A 17,521-nucleotide genomic window follows, 5' to 3' on the forward strand; every position below is an offset into this window, starting at 1 on the left:
TCAGCGGCCCCCCGATAAGCAACCCCCAAACCGTGGTTTAGGCTCCCGATTAGAAAGTGTCCCCCGGTGAGATAGGATGTATGGACGGGTCAACCTCCAGACGAGCGTTCCTCGCGACCGCCACCGCCATGACGACCGCCCTGGCCGGCTGCTCGACCGGTGGCGACGGGACTCCCACGACCACGTCGACGTCGACCGACACCGAAACCGCGACCGCCACCCAGACACAGTCGCAGACGGACACCGAGACGGGGACCGACGGCGGCGACGAGATCGTGGCGCCAGCGATCGACTACGGCGAGGTCCTGACCGACTTCAGCGGGGACAACTGGTACCCGAAACGCGGCGAAACGCTCTCGCGTGACGAGGAGGCCGCCATCTCCGGGAAGCACGCGCTCCACGTGAAGAACCCCGGCAACAACCTCTCGACGCTGGCGTTCGAGCCGTTCGTGCCGTTCTCGCTCGAGGGGAAGAACCTCTCGATGGCGGTCAAGGTCGACGCCCCAGTCGGCGGCCGGATGGAGCTCCGGTTCCGGGCGCCCAACGGCAATAACCGCTACGTCGCGACCCGACAGCTCCCGCGCGGGCGCAGCGACTGGATGCGGATCGACTTCGGGTTCACCCGCGGCTGGAACGACCCGAACGTCGCCAACATCCAGGAGCTCCGCGTGGCGATGCAGGGGGCGAAAGGGACCGAGGTCAACTACTGGATCGACGACATCCGGATCACCGAATCTGCGGGCAAGCCCAACGCGATCCTCGCCTTCTACGGCGGCCGGGACTCCCACTACGAGACCGTCCTCCCGAAGCTCGAGGAGCGGGGCTGGAAGGCAGCGGTGCCGGTCCGGCCGTCCGACATCGGCGCGGCGGGGCGGATGGATATGGATCAGCTCCGGGAGGTCAGCGACGCCGGCTGGGACGTCTGTTCGTTCCCGCTCCGGCCCGAGCCACTGCCGGAGATGTCCGCCGAGCGCCAGCGGAAGGTGATCACCGAGGACAAGGAGTACCTGGAGTCCAAGGGGTTCGAGGACGGCGCCCAGCACTTCTTCGCCCCGGGCAACCAGATCGGCGGCCGGACGGCCGAGATCCTCCGGGACGTCCACGAGACGGGGTTCCTCTACGGCGGCAGCTCCGTCGGCGTCCCGCCGACGGCCCCCTACACGCTGCCGACCATCAACGGGAACGCCTACGACAGCAGCCGGGACGTCATCCTCCGGGCCAACAAACACAATCAGCTCGTCACACTCGCCTTCTCCGAAATCGGTGAGGACGGGATGTCCGTCGAGAACTTCGAGAAGCAGCTCGACCGGATCGAGAACAACGCGTACGCCGGCGGCTTCAACGTCATCACTCCCTCCGAACTCGACCAGCAGTACCTCTGAGGCCGGCGGCGCAGCGCTCCAGAGCACTCGCGACGGGCGTGCAGTGACCGCTCGCCCGTCACGAGGCCCCTCCAGCGACGTCTACTCCTCGAGTTCCCGCGCGGTCGCCTCGACGCCCGCGCCGACGTCGACGTCGATGCCCTGTCGGGACAGTGACCTCCCCAACGACGAGATGCGCTCCCACGGCAACCCATTCGGGGGGTGGCTCTGAAGCCAGTACAGGATAGAGACGGCGTTCTACATCGGCGGCGTGTTCGCGGTTGTGCTCACGCGGTTCCACGGCCGCGACGTGCTGACGGCGTGGTGATCAGCCTCGATCGCCGGTCTCGAACTTCGCCAGTCGGTTCAGCGCCAGCGTCGTTCGCAGCGGCGTGCCGGCGTCGCCGCGGTCGAACAGCAGGCCGTCGGTGTCGCGGACGTGCTCCAGCACCACCGCGGAGGCGTGCTTCGGCGCGCCCGCGACGCCGGCGTCGGTGCGCTCGACCCACTCCATCACCCGCAGGTCCGACTTCGAGTCGCCGAGCACCAGCGCGAACGGGTCCTCGATGCCGAGCACGTCGAAGGCGGCCTCCACGCCCGCGACCTTGTCGAGTTCGAGCGACGTGATCTCCGCGGCGTCGGCCTCGTAGTACCCCACGTCGATGCGCTCGAACAGCTCCTGAACCGGCTCCGGGATCTCGACAGCGGGGACGGTTGCATCGACTCGATCGAGGACCGCGGCGATCTCGTCGTCCGCGGCCGCGTAGTACGCTCGGGCCTCGTCTTCCGCGCTCCCCTCGATCCCCGTCTCCGCGGCGACCGCCCGCCCCAACGAGTCGATCTGGTGGCGCAGCGCCTCGTCGATCACCGCCCGCGCGTCGTCGCTGCCGGTCTCGTGGTTGGGTTTGAGAGTGACGCTGAACTCGTTGCCCTGCAGGTGACAGCCCCGTGCGACCGATGAGGGGGCGTCCCCGAGCGCGCTCGACCGCACCTGCTCGAACACGCGCCTGACCGACGGCGCGAGATCCTCGTACAGCAGTTGCTTGGTGTCGGAGCCGTGGCCGGGCGTGAACACGCCGTTGCCGGCCTCGTACACCACCGACAGGTCGCCCGAGTGGACGAGTTCGCTGCCGAGCCCCTGGATGAGGAAGCCCTTCACGTTCTCCAGCGTCTGGCCGGTACAGATCACGATCGGGACGCCGTCGTCGTGGAGCTCCGTCAGCAGGTGCAGCGTTTCGCGGGGGATCTCGTTGTCCGTGCTCCCCGCCGAACGCAGCGTCTCGTCCACGTCGAGCACGAGCACGTTGATCGCCCGCCCCTCGCGCGCCCACAGGTCCGCGGCCGTCGTCGCCGTCTCCCGGGTCGCCCGGCTGGCGATGTCGGCGTACGCCCCGCCGAAGGCGTCGACGACGCGGCCGTTCCGGCTCTCGAAGTCCGCACGGGCGGTCTCCCACCGTTCGAGCGCCGCCGTCGAGTCCACCGGCGGGAACAGCTCGACGAAATCCCGCAGGGAACGGATCGACGCGGTGTCGAACTCGTCGTACAGCCGGTCGAGCCGTTCGTGGTGGTCGACGCCCGGACGGTCGGCGTTTCGCATGGCTCGAAAGTTAACTCATAATAGGATAAACGTTTTGTGCAGGTGTGTGATACTGTGGGGCATGGATGCAGTCGTCCTGCGCGAGAACGGGACGCCGCGGCTCGTCGACCGGCCACGCCCCGACCCCGGGCCCGGCGAGGCGCTGGTCCGGATCGACCGCGTCGGTATCGACGGCACCGACCGCGAGGTGCTCGACGGCGCCCACGGCGACGTGGAGGAGTCGATGGTGCTCGGCCACGAGGCGGTCGGCACCGTCGCGGAGCCGAACGGGACGGGGCTCGAGACGGACGAGACGGTCGTGCCGACCGTCCGCCGACCGCCCGGCGCGTACAACGAGTACTTCCGGCGGGGGGAGCCGGACATGGCGCCGATGGACGCGACCGTCGAGTGCGGCATCGACGGCGCCGACGGGTTCATGGCCGAGTACGTCGCCGTCCCGAGCGAGTACCTCGTCCCGCTGCCGGACCGCCTCGCGCCGTACGGGTTTCTCGTCGAACCGCTGTCGATCACCGCGAAGGCGCTGGAACTGGCGTCCGCCTCCCGCGAGCCGTTCACGTGGGACCGCGACCGGGCGCTCGTGTTGGGCACGGGATCACTCGGGCTACTGACGGTTCCAGTGCTCGCCGAGCAGTTCGATGCAGTGTACTGTCTCGGCCGCCGTGACCGCGACGACCCTGGGGTCGAACTCGCGATAGAGGCGGGCGCGACGTACGTGGACTCCCGCGAGACGCCCGTCGACGAGATCCCCGAGGCGCACGCGCCGATGGATCTCGTCGTCGAGGCGACCGGCCACCCGCCGCACGCGGTGGAGTCGGTCGCGGCGCTCGCTCCCAACGGGGTCGCCGCGCTGCTGGGCGTTCCGGAAGCCCAGACGACCGAGGTTGATCTTGGGGCGTTCCACCGCGAGCTCGTGCTCGGCAACCGCGCGATGGTGGGGTCGGTCAACGCCGGCTACACCCACTTCGAGCGGGCGATCGAGTGGCTCGACGCGATGCCCGCGTCGGTCCGTTCGGCGTTCACCGAGCACGTCTACCCGGTCGAACAGTTCGAGGCGGCGCTGGACAGCGACGTTATCAAGGCGGCGGTCGAAATCGGCCCATGAAGAACGTCGACGACCTGATCGAGGAGGCGCGCTCGCTCGCCGACCGGGGGTTCTCGAAGGGAGAGATCGCGGACGAACTCAACGTCTCCCGGGAGACCGCCTCCTGGCTGGTCGAGCGGGCCGGCGCGACGCCCGCCCAGAGCGGTGGCCCGGGCGACATCCACGTCGACTGGTCGGCGGTCGGCCGGGACTCCTCCCGACTGAACCACGTCGCGGCGGCGATGGCGGACCTGCTCTCGAAGAAGGGCGAGGACGTGGATCTGACGGTCGGCGTCGAGAAGGCCGGGGGGCCGCTCGCCACGACGGTCGCCACGGAACTGGACACGGATCTCGCGACCTACACGCCCCGCAAGCACCAGTGGGAGGAGGGGAGCATCGAGAACCTGGAGGGCGGCTTCTCCCGCAACTTCGCGGAGGTCCGCGAGCGGGAGTGTTACATCGTCGACGACACCATCACCTCCGGCACCACGATGCAGGAGACCATCGACGCCGTGCGGGCCCGCGGGGGCGAGCCCGTCGCCTGCGGCGTGCTCGCGGACAAGCGCGGCCTCGACGAGGTCGACGGCGTGCCGGTGTACTCGCTGTTGCAGGTGATCCGGGTCGGCGACGGCGCCTGAACTGGGACAGCCCCGCCCCAGTCAGCGGTCGATCCCGTCCGCGCCACCCTCGATCACCGCCGCCACTTCTTCCGGCGTCACCACCGCCGCGTCGCCCGCCACAGTCCGCTTCAGCGCCGCGGTCGCGGTCGCGGCGTCGAGCGCCTCGGGGACCGAGCCGTCGGCCAGCAGCCCCGCGAGCAGGCCGCCGACGAACGCGTCGCCGGTCCCGACCGGGTCGACGGTGTCGGTCTCCAGCGCTCCGCACTCGTGGATCTCGCCGTCGTGGGCCGCCACCGCGCCGGCGTCGCCCCGAGTGACGACGACCGTCTCGCAGTCGTGTTCGACCGCGAGACTGTGGGCGATCGTCCGCGCCTCTCCCTCCCGGTCCAGCACTCGCTCGGCGTCGCGCTCGGCGACGATCAACACGTCGATGTGCTCGAACAGCGGGCGGAGCCGCGCGGCCGCCTCGGCGGGCGTCCAGAGCTTCGATCGGTAGTTCAGGTCGAACGCGCGGGCAGTACCGGCCTCCCCGGCGGCGCGGAGCAGCGCCGCGGTCGTCTCCGCCAGCGTCTCCGAGAGCGCGGGGGTGATACCGCTGGTGTAGAACGCGTCCGCGCTCCGAACGCGGTCGACCGCGAGTTCGTCGGGCGTCGCCGTCCGGATCGCCGCGTCCTCGCGGTCGTACAGGACCGACGTACCGCGCGGCTCGCCGGCGGCGTCGAGGTAGTACGTGCCGACGCGGCCGCTCCCACGTGCGACGATCGGCTCGACGCCGTGTTCGCGGATCCCGCGTTCGACCCGGCGGGCCAGCGCGGAGTCGGGGAGTTTCGACAGCCACGCCGCCTCGCAGCCGAGTCGGGCCGCGGCGACGGCGACGTTGCTCTCGGCGCCGCCGACGTGGACCGCGAGTTCGTCGGCGGTTTCGAGGCGCTCGCCGGCCGGGGGACTGTACCGCAGCATGCTCTCGCCGAACGTGGCGAGCGTCGGTCGCGGGCCGTCGTCGAACGCGGGGAGGCTCATACCGGGTCGAACAGTTCCTCGCCGTCGACTAAGTGTTTCGCCACGGCGTCGCGGTCGAGCGTGACGCCGAGCCCCGGCTCCTCGGGAACCTCGATGGAACCGTCGACGATCACGTCCTCCTCCACCAGGTCCTCCCACCAGCCGAGTTCGTAGGAGTGATACTCGACCGCCAGCGAGTTCGGCACCGCGGCGCCGACGTGGGCCGCGGCGACGGTGGCGACCGGCGACGCGACGTTGTGCATCGCGACGGGGACGTAGTACTGGTTCGCCACGTCGGCGATCTTCCGGGTCTCGCGCATCCCGCCCACTTTGGGCAGGTCGGGCGCGACGATGTCGACGGCCTGGTCCTCGATCAGCCGCCGGAGTTCCGTCACGCGGTAGCGGTTCTCGCCCACCGTGATCGGCGTCGTCGTCGACTTCGTGACCTCCTCCTGTACGTCCAGGTTCTCCGGCGGCACGGGGTCCTCGAGCCACCACACGTCGTACGGTTCCAGCTTCTCGGCGAGGCGCTTGGCGCTACCGCCGGAGAACGTCCAGTGGCAGTCGAACGCCACGTCCGCGCGGTCCTTCACGCGCTCGGTGACCGCCTCGACGATGTCGACCTTGTGCCGGATCTCGCCCGGGCGGAGGTGGCGGTTCGCGCGGTCCTTCTCGTGGCCGCTCGGCACGTCGAGGTCGAACTTCAGCGCGTCGTACCCCAGCTCCTCGACGACGCGCTCGGCCTCGTCCGCGCAGGCCGCCGGGTCGGCCTCCTCCTCGGTGTGGCAGTCACAGTACACCCGCACCTCGTCGCGGTACTTCCCGCCCAGTAGCTGGTAGGCCGGCAGGTCGAGGATCTTCCCCGCGAGGTCGTGGAGCGCGACCTCGATCCCGGAGATGGCGGTGACCGTCACTCCCTCGACGGAGCCCTCGCCGGACATCTTCTGGATCAGATGCTCGTAGAGGCGGTCGATGTCGAGCGGGTTCTCGCCGAGCAGGAACGGCTTCATCCGCTCGATCAGTTCCGGCACGCCCGCGCCCCAGTACGCCTCGCCCGTACCGGCCACGCCGGCGTCGGTGTAGATCCGGACCAGCGTCCACGGGAAGTTCCCGTCGACCATCGCGGTCTGGACGTCCGTGATCTCCACGTCGCGCCCGTCGCCGCGCTCGCTCGTGACGCCCATCGTCTCCGCCGAGAGCTCCCGCATCGTGTACTCCGCGTTCGGATCGTGGAGCTCCGAGTAGTCGACCATGCGAATCGGTTACTACACGCGTAGTAAAAAATTACTCCACCAGCCCCAGCGACGCCAGATCCGCCCGCAGTGCCTCGCCAGCCTCGTCGTCCATCCGGCGGAGCGGCGAGCGCAGCGGCCCGGCGTCGAACCCGCGGATCGAGAGCGCCTCCTTCACGCCGGCCATGTACGGCCCGCGTTTGATCGCGGAGCGAACCTCGTACACCTGTTCCTGGAGGTCCGCTGCCCGCTCCGTCTTGCCGGCGTCGTAGGCGTCGTACAGGTCGACCACGAGTTCGGGGAAGACGTTCGCGACGGCGGAGACCATCCCGGTACAGCCGAGGTCGAGCCCCGGTTTGAGCAGCGAGTCCGACCCCGCGAGGAACGTGAGGTCGTCGTGGGCGGCGACGGCCTGGCCCAGCCACGGGACGTCCTTCGAGGAGTCCTTCAGGCCGGCGAGGTTGTCGATGGCGGCGATGTCGTCGAGCGTCTCCAGCGAGAGGTCGTTGCCCGTCTTCGAGGGGATGTGGTAGACGTACACCGGGCAGTCGACGGCGGCACAGACCGTGCGGTAGTGTTCGACCGCCGCGTCGCCGTCGAGCGGGTAGTAGTACGGCGTGACGACGACGACGCCGTCGGCGCCCGCCGCCTCGGCCGCCGTCGCGCGCTCGACGGTCTGGTGGGTCGCTGGCTCACCCACGCCGGCGATGACGGGCACCTCGTCGCCCACCTCGTCGACGACGGCGCGGACGACCGCGTCGCGCTCCTCGGGACCCAGCAGCGCGAACTCGCCGTTCGTGCCGAGGGGGAACACGCCGTGGACGCCGCGGTCGACGACGAAGCGGGCGTGGGCGGCGGTCGTCTCGGCGTCGAGCACGCCGTCGTCGTCGAACGCCGTCACGGTCGGCGGGACGACGCCGCGAAGCGAGAGCGGGTCGGCCGCGCCGGGGGTGGGTGCGGACATGGCCGACGGGAGGCGCGGCGCGCCCTTGGAACTACCGACACGGGTACTCGATACCGAGTGAACGGGACGGCGGGTGTTTATGGTCCGGGGGGAGTTCCCACCGAGTATGCACGACGACCTGCGCGGGGCGCTGGAGCGGGTCGGGGAGACGTTCGACTTCGGCGAGTACGAGATCGAGGCGTACCTGGCCGTGCTCGAACACGGTCGGCTGACCGCCACCGAGATCGCCGAGCGGACCGAAATCCCCCAGCCCCGCGTGTACGACACGGTGCGGAGCCTCGCGGACCACGGGTTCGTGGAACTGCAGGAGTCCCGCCCGATGCAGGTGCTCGCCATCGAACCCGAGGAGGCGTTCGGCGACGTCCGGTCCTCGCTGGACGAACTGGTCAGCGGGCTCGAACAGCGCTACACCGCGCCGGCACGGGACGCCGAGGCGGTCACGCTGATCAAATCGCCCGTGACGATCGAGCGCTACCTGGGGGAGGTGATCGAGTCCGCGGAGTTCGAACTCCTGCTGTCGCTGACGCCGGACCTGCTGGCGAAGTTCGAGTCCGAACTCGAGGCCAAGCGCGACGCCGGCGTCACCATCGAACTGCTTGTCTCCCCGGCCGCGGAGGTACCCGATCCCGACGAGTACGACTACACCGAAGTGGCGACCACGGCTCGTTCGCGTCGCGGCGTCACCACGCCCGTCGCGGCGGTCGGCGACGGGGAGTTCTCGCTGTACGCGACCCGCGAGGCGGTCAGCCGCGGCGAGGAGCGCTACGGCGTGGTGTTCAACCGCTCCGAACTCGGCTTCCTCGTCTCGGGGTTCACGTCGACGGTGCTGTGGGCCTCCGGCGAGACGCTGGCGGCGACGCCGGACCGGAGCCTCCCGCGGCGGTACGCGTCGCTCCGACGCTGTGTCGAGGAGATCGAGGCGCTCGACGGGACGCTCCGAGCGAGCGTCGAGGGCCGGGACGTGCTGACGGGCGAATCGAGAAATGTGGCTGGTGAAGTGGTCGACACGACCCGCAACGACGAGGAATCGATCGTCTCGCTCACGCTCGACACCGAGGACGGGCAGATCCGGGTCGGCGGCCGGGTCGCGGCGCTGGAGGACGTCGAGGCCCACGAGATCACGATCGAGCGTGCCTAACGGCGTCGTGAGGAGTCGCTCGCGGTAATCGCGGCCGCGAGCGCGCCGCGGACGACCGCCTCGTCGCCCAGCGTGGTGAGTCGGACCTCCGGCACGTTCGTCATCACCAGTTCGGGGAGCCGTTCCCGGACTGGCTCGACGACCTGCTCGGGGTTGTTCCGGGCGACCGCGCCACCGACGTACACCACGAGCGGGGCGTAGGCGTGGACCAGATCCGCGACGCCGGCGGCGTTGTACGCCTGCACGCGCTCGATCACCCGCCCGGCGAGAGGGTCCTCGTCGTCGGCGGCGAACACGTCCTTCGCGTCGATCTCGTCGAGCGGGAGCCCCGTCGGCACGTCCTCTGTCTCGTGGACGTACCGCGCGTGCTGTGGAATGTTCGTCCCCGAGCAGTACGCCTCCCAGTGGCCGTCGGCGCCACAGCCACAGGTGAGCCCGCCGGCGTCGACGGTGAAGTGGCCGACCTCCGCGGCGTTGCCGTCCCACCCCGAGAGCACGCGGCCGTCGACCGCGACGCCCGCGCCGATCCCCGAGGAGATGGTGAGGTACGCCATGTCGTCGGGGCTCCGGTCGGCGTAGAAGCGCTCGCCGATCACGCCCGCGTTGGCGTCGTTGACCACAGTCACGTCGGCGTCGAGCAGGTCCGCCAGCGGATCCGCCAGCGGGACGCGATCGACGTTCGGGCCGAGGTTCGCCGAGCGGCCCAGTTCGCCGGCCGCCTTGTCCAGCGGGCCGATCGAGCCGACACCACAGCGGACGATCTCCTCGGCCGTGACGTCGGCGTCGGAGAGCGCTTCCTGCGTGGCGGCGACCATCGCGTCGACGACCGCGTCGCCGTCCGGCCCGTGCGGAGTTCGCCGGCCCGCGCGACTGACGACGGTGCCGTCGCTGTCACCGATGACGGCTTTGACGTTGCTCGCACCGAGATCGACCGCCGCGTACCACGCGGTCATCTGCGGGGCGCTCGCCTCCCCAGCGTCCGGACTCGGTGCCAGCGCATCCTGTGAACTATTGATTCGAAGGTAAGTAAATTTCTTACGCGTCGCTCGCAACCGTGTGGTGTGACAGTCATGACCAGTTCCGCAGCGAGTGCCGGGCAGTCGACGGCCGCCGGCTGGTTGTCGGCCGTACCGGACCGCGAAGCGGCGACGACGCCGGGAGGGATCGTACCATGAGCGACCCGCTCTCGGTCGGGATGCTCGGGTACGGGTTCATGGGGAAGGCTCATGCGAACGCGCTCGCGCGGCTACCGATGTTCGTCCCGGATGCGCCGGCGGTCGAACGCGACGTGCTCGTGGGGCGGGACGAGGCCGCGCTCGCCGAGGCGGCCGACCGACTCGGCTTCGCCCGGACGGCGACGGACTGGCGAGACGTCGTCGACGAGGTGGACGTCTTCTACAACCTCGGCCCGAACCACGTCCATCCCGAGCCAACGATCGCGGCGCTCGAGGCGGGGACGGCGGTACTCTGTGAGAAACCCATGGCACCGACGCTCGAAGACGCCGAGCGGATGGCCGCGGCCGCGAGCGACACGGATTCCCCCGCGGCGGTCGGCTTCAACTATCGATACGTCCCGGCGATCCAGTACGCGAAGCGGTTGATCGACGCGGGCGAACTGGGCGATATCCGGCAGTTCCGAGGGCGATACCTGCAAGATTGGCTGGTCGATTCCGAGGCGCCGGCGAGCTGGCGAACCGACGCCGAGCGCGCGGGCAGCGGCGCACTCGGGGATCTCGGCGCGCACACGGTCGATCTCGTTCGGTACCTCGTCGGCGATATCGAGCGCGTGAGCGGGCAGACCACCACGTTCGTCGACGAGCGCCCCGCAGCCGACGGCGAGGGGTCCGAGCCGGTGACCGTCGACGACGCCTTCAGCGCGCAGGTGCGGTTCGAGAGCGGCGCCGCCGGCACGCTCGAAGCCTCCCGGGTCGCCGTCGGCCGGAAGAACGACCACACGATCGAGATCGAGGGGACCGAAGGAGCGCTCCGGTTCTCGCTCGAACGCCTGAACGAACTCGAACTGTACCGCCCGGGCAACCGCGGGTTCGAGACGGTGCTCGTGACCGAGGAAGACGACCCGTTCCTCGAGAACTGGTGGCCGCCGGGGCACGTCCTCGGCTGGGAGCACACGTTCGTCCACGAGAACCAGGCGTTCCTCGCGGCGGTCGACGACGGGGAGCCGTACGCGCCGGCGTTCGTCGACGGTCTCGCGGTCCAGCGGGTGCTGGATGCGGTCGAACGGAGCGCCGACGCCGGCGAGGAGGTGGGTGTCCGATGAGTCTGGAGACGATACTGGTCGCAGTCAGCGGCGAAGCTGATCGGACGAAGTCGGTCGCACAGACCGCCGTCGACGTGGCCGGGCCGGCGGGCGCGACCGTCCGGCTCCTCCACGTCTTCTCCGAGGAGGGGTACGAGACGGTAAAAGACCAACTCGAGCTCGACCCCGACGCCGAGGTGACGCCCGGCGACGTCGCCGCACGGCACGCGACGATCAGGGAGGTCGGGTCGCTGTTGGACGACGCCGGCGTCGAGTACGAGGCTCACGGCGCCGTCGGTGAGACGAGCGAGAAGGTGCTCGAACTCGCAGAAGAAGCGGACGCCGACATGGTGGTCGTCGGCGGGCGGGGGCGATCGGCCGCCGGGAAGACGGTGTTCGGCTCGACCGCCCAGAAAATCCTCTCGAACGCGCCCTGTCCGGTGACGTACGTCAGGGCGCCCTAGGTCGGCGTCACACCCTCGACGTCGTCGAGCGAGCGGTTCTTCAGTGCCTCGCCGGTGCGGTCGTCGAACAGGTGGATCGCGTCCGGCGGGATGGCGGCGACCACGCGGTCGCCCGAGGAGACGGTGCGCATCCCACTGATCGTGGCGATGAACGTCTCCCCCTCCGGCGCGTCCGCGAAGCGGAGGTAGACGTTGTTCGACTCGCCGACGGGTTCGACCACATCGACGACACACTCGAACTCGTAGTCGCCGGTCGCGTCGGCGTCGGCCGCGAACTCGACGTCCTCCGGGCGGATACCGACGGTCACGTCGGTCGCGTCGCCGAGTTCGGCGGCGACGCCCTCGGGCAACGAGTAGCTGAACCGCTCGCCCGAGAGCTCGTCGCCGTTCCGCGTCGTCGGGAAGAAGTTCATCGACGGCTCGCCGATAAAGCCCGCGACGAAGCGGTTGCTGGGTGTGTGGTAGCACTCGAGCGGCGTGCCGACCTGCTGGAGCACGCCGTCGTCGAGCACGGCGATGCGGTCGCCCATCGTCATCGCCTCGGTCTGGTCGTGGGTGACGTACACCGTCGTCACGCCCAGATCGTCCTGGATACGCTGGAGTTCGGTGCGCATCGTCGCCCGGAGCTTCGCGTCGAGGTTCGACAGCGGTTCGTCCATCAGGAACGCCGCCGGGTCGCGCACGATCGCGCGGCCGAGCGCGACGCGCTGCTGCTGGCCGCCGGAGAGCTCCGAGGGTTTGCGGTCGAGCAGTTCCTCGATGTCCATCATCGCGGCCGCGTCCTCGACCGTGGACTGGATCTCGTCGTCGGGCATCTCGGTGGACTCCTCCAGCCCGAAGCTCATGTTTTCCCGGACGGTCATGTGGGGGTAGAGCGCGTAGGACTGGAACACCATCGCGATGTCCCGATCCGCGGGGGGCATATCGTTGATCGTCCGCTCGCCCAGGCGGATATCGCCCGCCGTCACCGTCTCCAGCCCGGCGATCATCCGGAGGGTGGTCGACTTCCCGCAGCCGGAGGGGCCGACGAGCACGAGGAACTCGCCGTCCTCGATCGCCATCGACACGTCGTCGACGGCGACGACCTCGTCGCTTCCCCCTTCGTTGAACAGTTTCGTTACCGAGTCGAGCGTTAGTTCTGCCATCGTGAATCACCTCTGAACAGCCTCATGTGGTGACCCCCTCGGCGAACTTGTCGCCGAACAGGATGTACACCACGAGCGTCGGAAGCGCCGCCAGCAACGCGGCCGCCATCCGCAGCGGGAAGTTCGTGCCCGCCTGCGACACCCCGATCCCGACCAGCTCCTGTGTCACCACCGACGCGTCGCCGAACTGGACGATCGTCAGGGCAAAGAGGAGGTCGTTCCAGACCTGGGTGAACTGGTAGATGAACACCACCGCGAACATCGGCACCGACAGCGGCAGCACGATCCGGCGGTAGATCGTCGACACCGAGGCGCCGTCGAGCCTGGCGGCCTCGATCATCTCGTCGGAGAGCTTCTTGTAGTGGGCTCGGAACAGCAGCGTACAGATCGGGATGCCGTAGGCCGTGTGGGTGACGATCAGCGCCACCAGCTTCCAGTGGTACGCCTGGACCAGCGGCAGCGCCGCGAACGGGGCAAAGAGCGCCTGGAGCGGCACGACGTTGTACCAGAACTGCGTCAGCGGCACCAGTACCGCCTGGTACGGGATGAAGATCCCCGCCACGAACAGCGCGTAGACGCCGACTTGGCCGCGCCAGTCGACGTTGGTCAGCCCGTAGGCGGCCATGCTGCCGAACAGCCCCGAGAGGATCGTCGCGGGGATCACGAGGATGAAGCTGTTCGCGAGCCCGCGGGCGAGCCCGTCGAACGCGTTCCCCCACGGCTGGAGCGAGAACGAGCCGGTCTCGGGGAGCAGCGGCTCCAGCGGCGGGAGGAACGGCGCCTGCCCCGTGTAGCTCGCGGGACTCTTGATCGAGGTGAACAGCCCCGTCAGGATCGGCAACAGGTAGAACGCCGCCATCCCGACGAGCACGGCGTAGAGGGTGATCCGCTTCAGCCGGGCGGACCGCTCGTCGCTCGTGCTCATAGCTCACCCCGTCGGTACTGCGAGTAGACGTACGGTGCGACGATGCACAGCGCCATCACGAACAGGATCACCGCGATCGTCGAGCCGTACGCCCAGTTCTGGTTGGCGTACGCCTCCCGGACCATCCGCGTCGCGAGGATGTCCGCCGACGGACCGGGCTGGTAGCCGCCGTACATCGAGAACAGGAAGTCGAACGCCTTGAGCGCGAACACCATGATCACGACCAGCGCGCTCACGGTCGCGGTCCGGAGCTGGGGGACGATCACCCGCCAGTACATCTTCACGGTGCTCGCGCCGTCGACGCGGGCGGCCTCGAAGTGGCTCGTCGGGATGCCACGCAGCGCGGCGAGGTAGACGATCATCGCGTAGCCGCTGAACTGCCAGATCAGCGCGAACGCGACCGCCGCCAGCTTCAGATCGGGGTTCTGGACGATCGCGATCGGGCCGATCCCGAACGCCCCGAGGACGACGTTGATCAGTCCCGTGTCGGGGTTGTACATGTAGAGCCAGAACTTCGCCGTGACGACAAAGGAGAGGCTCATCGGCAGCAGGTAGATCGTTCGGAACGTGTTCTCGAACCGGACCCCGCGGTCGACCAGGATCGCGAGCAGCAGGCCCACCGCGAGACAGACCGCCGCGAACCCGACCATCAGCGCGATCGTGTTCCCCAGCGAGTTCCACACCGGTTCGACGGTGAGGTCGGACCACGTCGGCGTCGCCCCGTTCACCTCGCCCCCCATCCCGAACATCGAGAGGAACCCGTCGACGGGATCGGCGAACGCGACGACGTAGTTCTCGACGTCCAGATCCGTGTAGTCGGGCTCGCCGATGCCGGAGAAGTCGGTCAGCGAGAGCAGGACGTTCCAGACGACGGCGCCGTACACGAACAGTCCGACGAGCAGGAACGGCGGCAGCCAGAACGGGGCCGACCGCACCGAGTCCCGCGAGAGCAGCGACCGCTCCGACTCGGAGGCGGTCGATCCCCCGTCGGCGCGGGCGTCGCTGTCGGACCAGCGGTCGCGGAGTGTGGCTATCGGATCACGCATACCTGTGCTTCCAGTTGGCCGTTACTCGAACGCGCCGACGAGCGCCTCCGCGGTGGCGTCGGCGTCGTAGTCTTCGAGGAAGCCGCTGAAAGCACTGGTGATGTTCGTCTTGATCTCGGGGGAGACCGCCAGCCCGTGCTGGATCGACGGGGGCTGGCTGTCCGCGCCCGTGAAGTCCTCGTACTGGTCCTGCTGGAACTCGTTGAGCTCCGAGACGTCCGCGTCCTCGCGGGGCGGGATCGACCCCTTCTCGCGGTTGAACAGCACCTGCCCCTCCGCGCTGCCGCAGTAGTTGAGGAACGTCTTCGTCGCCTCCGGCGAGGGGTTGTTGTCGAAGTACGGGAACGAGTCCATGTTGAGCAGGTAGCTCCCCTCGGAGCCGGGGTACGTGACCTGCCCCCAGTCCTCGCCGTAGTTGAACCCGTCGTCGCCGCTGTAGGCGCCGGCGGCCCAGTCGCCCTGGTGGATGAACGCGGCGTCACCCTCCATCACCATCGTGTTCGCCTCGGTGAAGCTGATCGAGGAGTCGTCGCTGGGGTAGTACTCACTGAGTTCGACGACGTGTTCCAGCGCCGCGCGGACCTGATCGACGTCGCCCTCGCCCTCGGTGAACGCCGTGTAGCCGTCGACGCCGGCCTGGGCGAGCAGCGCCGTCTCCCAGAGCTGGATCGTCGACCACGGGCTGCTGGTCTGCTGAGCGAACGGCACCGCGTCGGTGTTCTCCGCGACCGCCGCGCACGCCTCGACCACGTCGGCGGGTGCCGACAGCGACTCGGGGTCGACGCCGGCCTCCTCGAGCACCGCCGTGTTGTAGAACAGGTTGTTGATGCGGTGGATGTTGAGCGGCACCGTCACGTACGTCCCGTCGAGTTTGGCCTGCCTCTTGGGCCCCTCGAGGTAGTTCTCCTCCATATCGTCGGTCCAGACGTCCTCCTCGATGCCCGCGTAGGCGTCGCCGAACTTCGTCAGCGTCGCACCGGGCCACGTCTGGAACGTGCTCGGCGGGTCGTTCGCCTGCAGGCGGTTGGCGACGACCTGATCGAGGTTGCCCCGCGCGGCGCCGTTGACCGGCTCCTCCGCGAACTCCACGTCGGGGTGGGCCTCCTGGAACCCCTCGATGAGCGCGGCGATCGCCGCGTTCCCGTCGCCCGAGGACCAGGCGTGCAGCAGTTCGATCGGGTTCTGCCCGCCGCCGCCACCGCCGCCGGTGAGGCTGCTACAGCCGGCCAGTCCCGTCGCACCCACCGCCGCGGCGGACGCGAGCACGCTCCGCCGCGAGCGTCCCGCCTCGTTCGTGTCTGAGGACATATGTGACGAACGTATACACACTTACGAGTAAATCTTGTGGTACTGCCTCACGGATCGGTCATCCCCGAGACAGCATGCGCTGTTCGGGCGTTCTTCCGGGAGAAATCAGGGGGATGGGACGCTCGCTACTCTTCCAGTTCCCGCGCGGTCGCCTCGACGGCCGCGCCGACGTCCACGTCGGCGCCCTGTCGGCTCAGCGCGTCGCCGAGCGCGCTCACCACGAGCGTGACGTTCTTGGGGTTCGCGGAGTGGCCCATGCAGCCGATCCGCCAGATGTCGCCCTCCAGATCGCCGAGGCCGGCGGCGATCTCGAGGTCGTAGGCGTCGAGCAGGTAGTCGATCACCTCGCCGTCGTCGACGCCGTCGGGCACGCGCACGGCGTTGAGGCTCGGCAGCCAGTACTCGTCGGGGGCGTTCATCTCCAGCCCCATCGCCTCGACGCCGGCCTTGAGTGCGCCCGCGACGCGGCGGTGGCGCGCCCAGCGCTCCTCGATCCCTTCCTCGGCGACGAGGCGGAGCGCCTCCCGCAGCGCGTACACGTTCGTGATCGGCGCGGTGTGGTGGTACGCGCGCTCGTCGCCCCAGTACCCCTCCAGCAGCGAGAGGTCGAGGTACCACGAGCGGGCGTCCTCCTCGCGGGCGAGCACCTTCTCCATCGCCGCGTCGTTCAGCGTGAGCGGCGACGCGCCCGGCGGACAGGAGAGACACTTCTGCGGGCCGGCGTACGCCACGTCGATCCCCCACTCGTCGACGCGGAGTTCGACGCCGCCGATCGAGGTGACGGTGTCGGCGATGACCAGCGCGTCGTGCTCGTGGGCGATGCTGGTGAGTTCGGGCACGTCCGGCTGGAGTACGCCCGTCGACGTCTCGGCGTGGACGAACCCGAACACGTCGATATCGCCGTGCTCGTCGAACGCCGCCGCCACGTCCTCCGGATCGAGTGGCTCACCCCACGGCGCGTCGACCTCGACCACCTCGCCGCCCGCGCGTTGGGCCATCTCGGCCATCCGGCCGCCGAAGTAGCCGTTCGTCGGGACGAGCATCCGGTCGCCGGGCTCGACGACGTTGCCGATGGCGGCCTCCATCGCCGCCGACCCCGTGCCGGAGACGGGGATCGTCCACTCGTTGTCGGTGCGGAACGTGTAGCGCAGCAGCTCCTGCACCTCGTCCATCAGTTCGACGAACGACGGGTCGAGGTGGCCGACGAGTGGGGTGGACATCGCCCGCAGGACGCGCGGGTGGACGTCGCTGGGGCCGGGGCCCATCAGCGTGCGGTTCGGCGGCGAGAGCTCTCCGACGTCGGGTTTGTCGGGCATGCGCGGGGGTTTCGCCTGAGACGGCTAAAAATCGAGGGTAGGGGAAACGGCGAGGGTTGATGGCGCTC

The 17,521-nt window shown here is 69.3% G+C and carries 16 protein-coding genes; 6 read left to right on the top strand and 10 right to left on the bottom strand.

The features are described 5' to 3' along the window. Nucleotides 1–80 precede the first annotated feature (80 nt). A complete protein-coding gene (locus tag B4589_RS14165) occupies nucleotides 81–1,382 on the top strand; it encodes a polysaccharide deacetylase family protein (protein ID WP_079234876.1) in 1,302 nt (433 codons plus the stop codon). Between the two features lie 307 nt (nucleotides 1,383–1,689). Here the strand turns inward: B4589_RS14165 and B4589_RS14170 are convergent, their stop codons facing one another. Then, nucleotides 1,690–2,958: an HAD hydrolase family protein gene (locus tag B4589_RS14170; RefSeq protein WP_079234877.1), complete on the bottom strand. Its 1,269-nt coding sequence runs from the start codon at nucleotides 2,956–2,958 to the stop codon at nucleotides 1,690–1,692. A gap of 61 nt (nucleotides 2,959–3,019) precedes the next feature. Here B4589_RS14170 and B4589_RS14175 point away from each other — a divergent pair, with 61 nt between their 5' ends. Continuing rightward, on the top strand, nucleotides 3,020–4,060 hold the full coding sequence (locus tag B4589_RS14175; protein WP_079234878.1) for an alcohol dehydrogenase catalytic domain-containing protein: 1,041 nt from the start codon (nucleotides 3,020–3,022) through the stop codon (nucleotides 4,058–4,060). Then, nucleotides 4,057–4,677 carry a transcriptional regulator GfcR gene (gene gfcR / locus B4589_RS14180; protein ID WP_079234879.1) on the top strand — a complete coding sequence of 207 codons (621 nt, stop codon included), beginning with the start codon at nucleotides 4,057–4,059 and terminating at the stop codon, nucleotides 4,675–4,677. Before B4589_RS14175 ends, gfcR begins: the two co-directional genes overlap by 4 nt. Nucleotides 4,678–4,698: 21 nt before the next feature. Here the strand turns inward: gfcR and kdgK1 are convergent, their stop codons facing one another. Genes kdgK1 through B4589_RS14195 form a run of 3 tightly spaced genes read right to left on the bottom strand, consistent with a single transcriptional unit; the run spans nucleotide 4,699 to nucleotide 7,854 of the window. Next, entirely contained in the window at nucleotides 4,699–5,679 is a 981-nt protein-coding gene (gene kdgK1 / locus B4589_RS14185) for a bifunctional 2-dehydro-3-deoxygluconokinase/2-dehydro-3-deoxygalactonokinase (protein ID WP_079234880.1), read from the bottom strand. After that, the gene (locus tag B4589_RS14190; RefSeq protein ID WP_079234881.1) at nucleotides 5,676–6,911 is read right to left on the bottom strand and encodes a mandelate racemase/muconate lactonizing enzyme family protein; all 1,236 of its coding nucleotides are present in this window, start codon (nucleotides 6,909–6,911) and stop codon (nucleotides 5,676–5,678) included. The genes kdgK1 and B4589_RS14190 overlap by 4 nt, the downstream gene beginning before the upstream one ends. Nucleotides 6,912–6,942: 31 nt before the next feature. Then, nucleotides 6,943–7,854 (bottom strand): dihydrodipicolinate synthase family protein, encoded by a 912-nt coding sequence (locus B4589_RS14195; RefSeq protein WP_079234882.1) that lies wholly within the window; start codon nucleotides 7,852–7,854, stop codon nucleotides 6,943–6,945. Nucleotides 7,855–7,960: 106 nt separating this feature from the next. Here B4589_RS14195 and trmB point away from each other — a divergent pair, with 106 nt between their 5' ends. Continuing rightward, the gene (gene trmB / locus B4589_RS14200) at nucleotides 7,961–8,992 is read left to right on the top strand and encodes an HTH-type sugar sensing transcriptional regulator TrmB (protein WP_079234883.1); all 1,032 of its coding nucleotides are present in this window, start codon (nucleotides 7,961–7,963) and stop codon (nucleotides 8,990–8,992) included. Here trmB and B4589_RS14205 read toward each other — a convergent pair. Next, nucleotides 8,989–9,945, bottom strand: a complete 957-nt coding sequence (locus tag B4589_RS14205) for an ROK family protein (RefSeq protein ID WP_079234884.1) — start codon at nucleotides 9,943–9,945, stop codon at nucleotides 8,989–8,991. The two genes, trmB and B4589_RS14205, sit on opposite strands and share 4 nt — an antisense overlap. 218 nt (nucleotides 9,946–10,163) lie before the next feature. On the opposite strand from B4589_RS14205, the gene B4589_RS14210 reads away from it, so the two are divergent. Both B4589_RS14210 and B4589_RS14215 read left to right on the top strand, forming a co-directional pair. Then, nucleotides 10,164–11,270, top strand: a complete 1,107-nt coding sequence (locus B4589_RS14210; RefSeq protein WP_079234885.1) for a Gfo/Idh/MocA family protein — start codon at nucleotides 10,164–10,166, stop codon at nucleotides 11,268–11,270. Then, nucleotides 11,267–11,713 carry a universal stress protein gene (locus B4589_RS14215; RefSeq protein WP_079234886.1) on the top strand — a complete coding sequence of 149 codons (447 nt, stop codon included), beginning with the start codon at nucleotides 11,267–11,269 and terminating at the stop codon, nucleotides 11,711–11,713. Before B4589_RS14210 ends, B4589_RS14215 begins: the two co-directional genes overlap by 4 nt. Here B4589_RS14215 and B4589_RS14220 read toward each other — a convergent pair. The 5 genes from B4589_RS14220 to B4589_RS14240 form a co-directional block, all read right to left on the bottom strand. Continuing rightward, nucleotides 11,710–12,858, bottom strand: a complete 1,149-nt coding sequence (locus tag B4589_RS14220) for an ABC transporter ATP-binding protein (protein WP_079234887.1) — start codon at nucleotides 12,856–12,858, stop codon at nucleotides 11,710–11,712. The two genes, B4589_RS14215 and B4589_RS14220, sit on opposite strands and share 4 nt — an antisense overlap. Nucleotides 12,859–12,880: 22 nt before the next feature. Further along, the gene (locus tag B4589_RS14225; RefSeq protein WP_079234888.1) at nucleotides 12,881–13,783 is read right to left on the bottom strand and encodes a carbohydrate ABC transporter permease; all 903 of its coding nucleotides are present in this window, start codon (nucleotides 13,781–13,783) and stop codon (nucleotides 12,881–12,883) included. Further along, the gene (locus B4589_RS14230; RefSeq protein ID WP_079234889.1) at nucleotides 13,780–14,829 is read right to left on the bottom strand and encodes a carbohydrate ABC transporter permease; all 1,050 of its coding nucleotides are present in this window, start codon (nucleotides 14,827–14,829) and stop codon (nucleotides 13,780–13,782) included. The genes B4589_RS14225 and B4589_RS14230 overlap by 4 nt, the downstream gene beginning before the upstream one ends. 21 nt (nucleotides 14,830–14,850) lie before the next feature. Continuing rightward, nucleotides 14,851–16,137 (bottom strand): ABC transporter substrate-binding protein, encoded by a 1,287-nt coding sequence (locus tag B4589_RS14235; RefSeq protein WP_079234890.1) that lies wholly within the window; start codon nucleotides 16,135–16,137, stop codon nucleotides 14,851–14,853. Between the two features lie 125 nt (nucleotides 16,138–16,262). Then, on the bottom strand, nucleotides 16,263–17,453 hold the full coding sequence (locus B4589_RS14240) for an alanine--glyoxylate aminotransferase family protein (protein ID WP_079234891.1): 1,191 nt from the start codon (nucleotides 17,451–17,453) through the stop codon (nucleotides 16,263–16,265). Nucleotides 17,454–17,521: the final 68 nt, after the last annotated feature.

The organism is Halolamina sp. CBA1230, from assembly GCF_002025255.2.
In the GTDB taxonomy this organism is placed as follows: Archaea; Halobacteriota; Halobacteria; order Halobacteriales; family Haloferacaceae; genus Halolamina.

Excerpts from the sequence above, each read along its gene's own strand:
- B4589_RS14165 (WP_079234876.1), top strand. The coding sequence starts at position 81 with ATGGACGGGTCAACCTCCAGACGAGCGTTCCTCGCGACCGCCACCGCC.
- B4589_RS14170 (WP_079234877.1), bottom strand. The coding sequence starts at position 2,958 with ATGCGAAACGCCGACCGTCCGGGCGTCGACCACCACGAACGGCTCGAC.
- B4589_RS14175 (WP_079234878.1), top strand. The coding sequence starts at position 3,020 with ATGGATGCAGTCGTCCTGCGCGAGAACGGGACGCCGCGGCTCGTCGAC.
- gfcR (WP_079234879.1), top strand. The coding sequence starts at position 4,057 with ATGAAGAACGTCGACGACCTGATCGAGGAGGCGCGCTCGCTCGCCGAC.
- kdgK1 (WP_079234880.1), bottom strand. The coding sequence starts at position 5,679 with ATGAGCCTCCCCGCGTTCGACGACGGCCCGCGACCGACGCTCGCCACG.
- B4589_RS14190 (WP_079234881.1), bottom strand. The coding sequence starts at position 6,911 with ATGGTCGACTACTCGGAGCTCCACGATCCGAACGCGGAGTACACGATG.
- B4589_RS14195 (WP_079234882.1), bottom strand. The coding sequence starts at position 7,854 with ATGTCCGCACCCACCCCCGGCGCGGCCGACCCGCTCTCGCTTCGCGGC.
- trmB (WP_079234883.1), top strand. The coding sequence starts at position 7,961 with ATGCACGACGACCTGCGCGGGGCGCTGGAGCGGGTCGGGGAGACGTTC.
- B4589_RS14205 (WP_079234884.1), bottom strand. The coding sequence starts at position 9,945 with ATGACCGCGTGGTACGCGGCGGTCGATCTCGGTGCGAGCAACGTCAAA.
- B4589_RS14210 (WP_079234885.1), top strand. The coding sequence starts at position 10,164 with ATGAGCGACCCGCTCTCGGTCGGGATGCTCGGGTACGGGTTCATGGGG.
- B4589_RS14215 (WP_079234886.1), top strand. The coding sequence starts at position 11,267 with ATGAGTCTGGAGACGATACTGGTCGCAGTCAGCGGCGAAGCTGATCGG.
- B4589_RS14220 (WP_079234887.1), bottom strand. The coding sequence starts at position 12,858 with ATGGCAGAACTAACGCTCGACTCGGTAACGAAACTGTTCAACGAAGGG.
- B4589_RS14225 (WP_079234888.1), bottom strand. The coding sequence starts at position 13,783 with ATGAGCACGAGCGACGAGCGGTCCGCCCGGCTGAAGCGGATCACCCTC.
- B4589_RS14230 (WP_079234889.1), bottom strand. The coding sequence starts at position 14,829 with ATGCGTGATCCGATAGCCACACTCCGCGACCGCTGGTCCGACAGCGAC.
- B4589_RS14235 (WP_079234890.1), bottom strand. The coding sequence starts at position 16,137 with ATGTCCTCAGACACGAACGAGGCGGGACGCTCGCGGCGGAGCGTGCTC.
- B4589_RS14240 (WP_079234891.1), bottom strand. The coding sequence starts at position 17,453 with ATGCCCGACAAACCCGACGTCGGAGAGCTCTCGCCGCCGAACCGCACG.